The organism is Chloroflexus sp. (genome assembly GCF_034435895.1).
Lineage (GTDB): Bacteria > Chloroflexota > Chloroflexia > Chloroflexales > Chloroflexaceae > Chloroflexus.
On record NZ_DAOTWH010000215.1, the window covers coordinates 1 to 6,381 of the forward strand.

The following is a 6,381-nucleotide window of genomic DNA, read 5'->3' on the forward strand; positions in this document are numbered from 1 at the left end:
CGGGTCGTGAAACGTCGCAGCGCCGATCCTACTGGCGGCTCTCCGCTGGGAACCTAGGTCCACGCACCCTGCCGATGAAAACCGTTCGCAACTAGTGGTAGTTGCGGGCGGTTTTCGTTTTGGTTTCAATTGATCCGCCGTTGAATGCTGTCGCGCGCGATATACCACTGGGTGCGCAGTTCAAGCGGCCAATATTGGCATTCAGTATCTAATTCACGTAGTGTCTGCCGATCACCAATCCATGCCAGTGCCTCTATTGCTTTGCGACGCAGATAAATAGGCTCTGGGGCATGCATCGGTGTTTCGAGTCTAAAGTCTCCAGCGATAAAGTGTGGCAGTGGTTGCCGCCAGAGGGCGATCTCTTCAATAAACTGTTTAATTGTCATTGTGTCATTGCTCTGGCTACTGGCAATAGCGATCGTGCGATGTGTCACTTCTCTTCCCATCCAAGCAAGTGATTGCAAGGCGCGTGCCTTGACATTCTGACTTGGATTCGTGATCAATAGTTTGATGAGCCATTCAATGATAAATGGTTGGTTGATACGCAGACGACCAACCAGATACGCTAATTGTTGCGCGGCTGAGTTGGGCATACTGCGTTTGTAGCGGATTAGTGCGGAAATTAATGGCACGACATATTCCGTGTCAAACAACGTGAGCGCATCGGCTGCTGACCACATCGTGTCGATCCAGTCGTCGCTGATTTTTGTGCCGGCAGTATCGGTGGGACGTGTAATGATTCGTAGCAGGAAGCGTGCGTCACACAATTGCTGCGCCGGTGATGTGCTTACATCCGCCAATGCAAATGCGGCAATGGCTCGTTCGTGCGGAAGTGGCGATGTCATCAGACAGCGGCGCAGCTCATGCCTCCCCCCTTCACCTTGTAACCAGCGATGCATCAGTTCGATGAGCGGGCGATCATCGCGGAGTTGTTTGAGCGGAATGGTTTTCCGATCAAATGCTTCTTTTGCTTGAGCGGGATTACGCTGGCGGCGAAAGTCTGGCAGATAGAGATCGCGGAGGGCGCGGGCAGCCGCAATACGCACGTTGGTATATTCATAGCGCAGACCGCTGCTCGTTTGGCGCACTTTGTCAACGAGTATCCGGCGCAATTGCTGGCGAATTTGGAGATGATCGATTTTGCCAAGGGCGCTGACGAGCAATTCACGCCGCTCCGCGCTCGGTTCTCGTTGTTCATCGAGATGAATGAGGCAATTGTCGATCAATTCATTACGCAATGTGAGCGGCACTAACTGGAGTTTTTCATCAGGCAATGCCTCAAGACAGCGGGCAGCGAGCACCGCAAGCCGGTGGTTGCCGTTGCGGAGAGAGCTGGCGATGCAACTGAGCAATTCATCGGGCTTATCGAGCAGACTGGCCAGCGCATAGAGGACATCCTCCCACCAACGTTGGCGTTCAACATCAGCGCACAATGCGACAATGTCGGCTAACCGTTGTGAGTGATCGGGAGCGCGGTGGAGCGCCTGCGCCGCGCAATAGGCAGCGACAGCCTGATTAGTAAAGCGAATATCGCGTTGGCCGGCGATAGTAATGAGCTGGGTATTGCTTAATTGGCGAAACAGATCTTCGAGACTGTAGTCGCGATTGCGCCGCGCTGTAGCGAGGATTGTGAACAATTCGCTGATTGAGAGATAGTCGGTCATATTCCAGCGCATGTACCATGCGATTTGGTAGAGGCTTTCACGGGCCACATCACCCATCTGGTACCGTTGATCGAGATCACGGAGTTCTTGGGTGAGAAATTCATCGATGATGTGGTAATAGGTGACCGGACGCTGATTGGAGTCAGAGAGACGATCAACGATTAGCAGCAGCATGCGCGGGTCGCTGGCTAGATGATAGAGGCGATTATCACGCATTCGATCGAGGAGTGCACGCGCGCGCCGGCGATCACGTTGGCGAATGTAGGCGACGATGATTGGTTCATCGAGGGGTTGAATGGCAAGAAGTTTCGCTTGATGTTCGAATGTCAGCGACGCGAAGGTTTGGGGCGCTGCGACGACAAACACTTGCATAGGCAGGCGAGTGCGGAAGGTGTTCAGATCGCGTATGAGATCTTTCCAGTGCGATTCGGCAACTTGCTCAAGATCATCAAGCAGGAACGCAAGGCGCGGGCGTTGGGTGTCGCCGCTGGATGAGCCGCGAAACAGACGGTCGAGGGTATCGGCAAACGCTGGGTGCTGGCGGCGTACCTGTTCGACGATGTGATGATGGAGACGCGGCTCGCCGCGTGCTTGTTCGTAGCCGGCCAGTGAAATGAGCACGCCAACAGGGGCATTGATGTCAAAAAGCGCGTTACGGGCCAGATCGTAACAAACCCGGCGGAGAATGGTCGTTTGGCCGGACTGATGGGAACCAGTAAGAGCGATGAACTGGGGTGAATCACTTGTGTGGCCAGTAATCAGCTTTAATAATGTATGGCGCGTTGAGCTAGGCTGCGGGGCATTTTCTGGCCGGCGATAGAGAAATTGCCAATGTTGGCCGTAGGGTATCTCAAGGCAACCAGCATCAATATATTCATTACCGGCCCAGCGTTTGATCTCATCTTGCTGCAAGACCCATTCGATATAGCTGAGTAGAACGCTCGGTTGGAACAGGCGACCGCTACTGAGGCGGGTGTACAGAACCGGGGTACTCCAGCCAACCGTATCTGGCCGATAGATACGCCGGCGAGCAGTGGCAACCGCTAGATCAATGAGACCATTGCGCAGCAGCATCTCGGTGAGGTGCTGAGTGAAAGCGCGTGCAAGCTCAATGGCCACTAAGCGTTGCATTGCGAGCACGGCTGGAATGCCGCTTTCGACTATGAGACGAACAGCCAGATTGCTGAGGGGCGCTTGGAGATCTACGGTGGCGCTGTTGCACGCTACCAGCACGATCAATGCTGGTTTGTGCGAAGCCGGCAATGTGGCCAACACGCGCGCTAGTTCGCTCCCATCGAACAGCCGGCCACGTCGTTGCGGCCCGTGTTCGAGCAAGAGGCGGGTGCCGTGTTGAGGCAGGAAGAGTGCGTGTCCTAGATACAGAACGACATCAAAGCCGCGTTCGCGTTCGTTGAGCAAGGAACCACGCTCAAGCGCAGCTCGTAGCGCTGTTTCTTCGGCGATGGGCAGTATCTCGAAGCTGAGTTGGCCGTTATCGGTAAATGGGCGGAAACGCTGGCGAAAATCTTGCTCGGTAGCTTTGCGGTCAAATGGCGATAGGCCCCACCGTTCAAGATCACTCGGTTCGCTGAGGGCCAAGAGCATGCGGATCGGGCGATGTTCAATCGGGTCGCTGAGCGGGAATTGCTCGCTGTCAACGTAGCGCGAAAAGAGGATATGATCGCTGGTGGAAAAAGGCAGCGGCCGGCTCTGGCTGTCGGAGGCAGGCAGATGGAGCAGTTCCCACGGGATCGCTTGGAGTTCACCATCGAGCGGGTCAAGCGCAAGCCGGAGGCGGAGCGGTTCTTGTTGTTGCAGCGCGGTTTGCCGGGCAACGTGAAAGGCATGGCTCAGCCGGCCCGGAAAGAGCCGGCGAAACAATTCTTGTCCGTACCGGCTGATTGCGTCCGAGTCGGCTGTTTCCGGCGGAGCGAGGTCAAAAGCCACCTCTTCGGTTGACACCAGCCGGCGGCCATCGCCAAATTCAAGCTCGATGATGTAACTGCTAGGAGTATCTGACCGGCGATTTTGCCGTTGTGGCCGGACAAGCATGTTCGTGCGGCGCTCCATACGTGTTGCTCCGTGGAGTTGGTGCAGATTGCATTATAGTGTAGCATTAAGAGGGATAGAAAGGCGTAGGGAACGAGCGTATTATGATACGGTCAAGGCATGTTATACTGTGATTGTGCGAAATATCACAGTGCCGGAAGAGGAGCAGCATGAGCAAGATCATTGCACCAGAGTGCGAGTGGCCGCGTTTGATGGCGCAATTGCGAGCAGCAGCGCCGGAAGCGTTCAATGCCGATGGTCACGTGCTCAATTTGATCGAAGGGACGTGGGGGTGGCCGGGGCATGGCAAGCACTATAGCACGGCGATCGACGGCAGTGAACTAGGGCTGATGCCAATGATCGATCTCGAGACGGCCAAGCGAGCAGTGCGGTTTGCGGCGCGCGAACACGAAACATGGTCGCAGGTTGATCTTGATGAGCGGCGCCGGCGGGTGAGCGAAGCGTTGGCCGGTCTGCGTCAGCAACGTGATCTGATCGCCTACTTGCTCATGTGGGAAATTGGCAAGCCCTACCATTTGGCATGCGACGATGTTGATCGCTGCATTAGCGGGGTGGAGTGGTACATCGAGCAGATCGAATGGATGATGAACGGTCGCCGTCCGCTCGGTCTGATCTCAAACATTGCTTCGTGGAACTACCCCTATTCGGTGTTGATGCATGCAGTGCTGGTGCAGGCGATGGCCGGCAATGCGGTGATCGCCAAGACGCCTTCGGATGGCGGGTTGTTTGCATTAACGCTCGGATTTGCCATCGCGCGGCGGGCAGGATTGCCGGTCTCGCTAGTGAGCGGATCGGGTGGTGCGCTGAGCGATGCGCTCGTGCGCAACGCTGATGTGGCCTGTTTAGCGTTTGTTGGCGGCAAGACGAATGGGCGCGATATTGCCGCTTCGCTCTATGATCGCAACAAGCGCTATATGCTCGAGATGGAAGGCGTTAACTGCTACGGGATCTGGGATTTCTCGGATTGGGCGAATCTCGCGCAGCAGATCAAGAAGGGGTTTGCGTACGGGAAACAGCGTTGTACCGCCTACATCCGCTATGTCGTACAGCGGCGCCTCTTCCCCAAGTTTCTCGATATGTATCTGCCGGTGCTGAAGAGTCTTCAGATCGGTAATCCCATCTTGGTGGATCGACCCGGCGATCCGCTGCCCAAGCTTGATTTTGGTCCCTTGATCAATGCGAAAAAAGTGGAAGAGCTGCGCGTGCTCTACAGCGAGGCGCTTGGCGCTGGGGCGATTTGCGTGTACGAGGGCGATCTGAATCCGGCGCTCTTCCTGCCTGACCAAGATATTTCGGCCTATATGGCGCCGATTGCATTGCTGAACGTGCCGCGCAACTGTCGGCTGCACCACAACGAGCCGTTTGGCCCGGTCGATACGATCGTGATTGTCGATAGCGTTGATGAGCTCATTAGCGAGATGAACATCTCGAATGGCAATCTGGTTTCGTCAATTGCGACCGACGAGCCGAAATTGGGCCAGATGATCGCAAGCGAGCTACGTGCATTCAAGGTTGGCATCAACAAAATGCGCTCGCGTGGCGATCGCGATGAGGTGTTTGGCGGGATGGGCGCGTCGTGGAAGGGGTGCTTTGTCGGCGGCAAGTATCTGGTTGATTCGGTGACCGTTGGCGCACCGGGTGAGCGGTTGTACGGGAATTTCCCTGACTATACGCTGTTGCCGGAGCAGCGGTGATGCACCGAGCGGGTGCAAGGGCATTATAGACAAGACATGGTCATTACCGTTGATGAGACGAGCATCGCGCTGCACGATGCTGTTCCGGCTCCTTATGCGATCGATGTCCGGGCAGTGACCAAGCGCTACGCAACGCGCGCCGGTGCGGTGCAGGCGCTGGCCGGCGTTGATGTGACGGTGGCGGCGGGCGAGGTTGTGGCGCTGGTTGGGCCAAGCGGGTGTGGCAAGAGCACACTGTTGCGGATTATTGCCGGGCTAGAGCAGCCGGATTCCGGCGAGGCGCGGCTGTTTGGACTATCACCAGCGCAAGCGCGGCGCGAGCATCGGTTTGGGATTGCGTTTCAAGCTGCGGCTTTGCTCGAGTGGCGCGATGCGGCAGCGAATGTGGCTCTGCCGCTCGAGTTAGCTGGTTGGCCGCCGGCAAGGCGCACCCAGCGGGTAGCCGAGCTGTTGGTGCGAATGGGCTTGAGTGACGCGGCAAGCCGCTTGCCGCGGCAGTTGTCGGGCGGCATGCAGCAACGGGTGGCGCTGGCGCGGGCCTTGGCGCTGGCGCCGCCGGTGCTGCTGCTTGATGAGCCGTTTAGCGCACTTGATGAACTCACCCGCGAGCAGTTACAGGGCGAGCTGCTCGATCTACTGGCGACGATCGAGTCAGCGCCGGCAGTGTTGTTGGTGACGCACAACCTTGCTGAGGCGGTATTACTGGCTGATCGGGTGGTGGTACTTAGCCGGCGACCAGCGCAGGTGCTGGTGGAAGTGCCGATCGATCTGCCGCGTCCGCGCCGGGCCGAATTGCGCGACGACGAGCATCTGCACCGGCTGGTGGCCGAGGTGCGGGCTGTGTTGCGAAGCGATGGTTGATCAAGCGTCGTTTGGTACTGCCCTCACCCCCAGCCCCTCTCCCACCTAACGGCGGGAGAGGGGCGCGCAGAACTGGCCTGTGAGGCATCGCA

3 protein-coding genes are annotated in these 6,381 nt (G+C 57.2%); 2 read left to right on the top strand and 1 reads right to left on the bottom strand.

Going from position 1 to position 6,381, the window contains the following annotated elements; genetic code table 11:
- Positions 1 to 125: 125 nt before the first annotated feature.
- Complete coding sequence (locus U9R81_RS12610) at positions 126 to 3,734, bottom strand: CHAT domain-containing protein (protein WP_322495799.1); 3,609 nt, start codon at positions 3,732 to 3,734, stop codon at positions 126 to 128.
- A 149-nt stretch (positions 3,735 to 3,883) separates the two neighbouring features.
- On the opposite strand from U9R81_RS12610, the gene U9R81_RS12615 reads away from it, so the two are divergent.
- On the top strand, positions 3,884 to 5,428 hold the full coding sequence (locus U9R81_RS12615) for an aldehyde dehydrogenase family protein (protein ID WP_322495800.1): 1,545 nt from the start codon (positions 3,884 to 3,886) through the stop codon (positions 5,426 to 5,428).
- Between the two features lie 36 nt (positions 5,429 to 5,464).
- A complete protein-coding gene (locus tag U9R81_RS12620; RefSeq protein WP_322495801.1) occupies positions 5,465 to 6,289 on the top strand; it encodes an ABC transporter ATP-binding protein in 825 nt (274 codons plus the stop codon).
- Positions 6,290 to 6,381 lie beyond the last annotated feature (92 nt).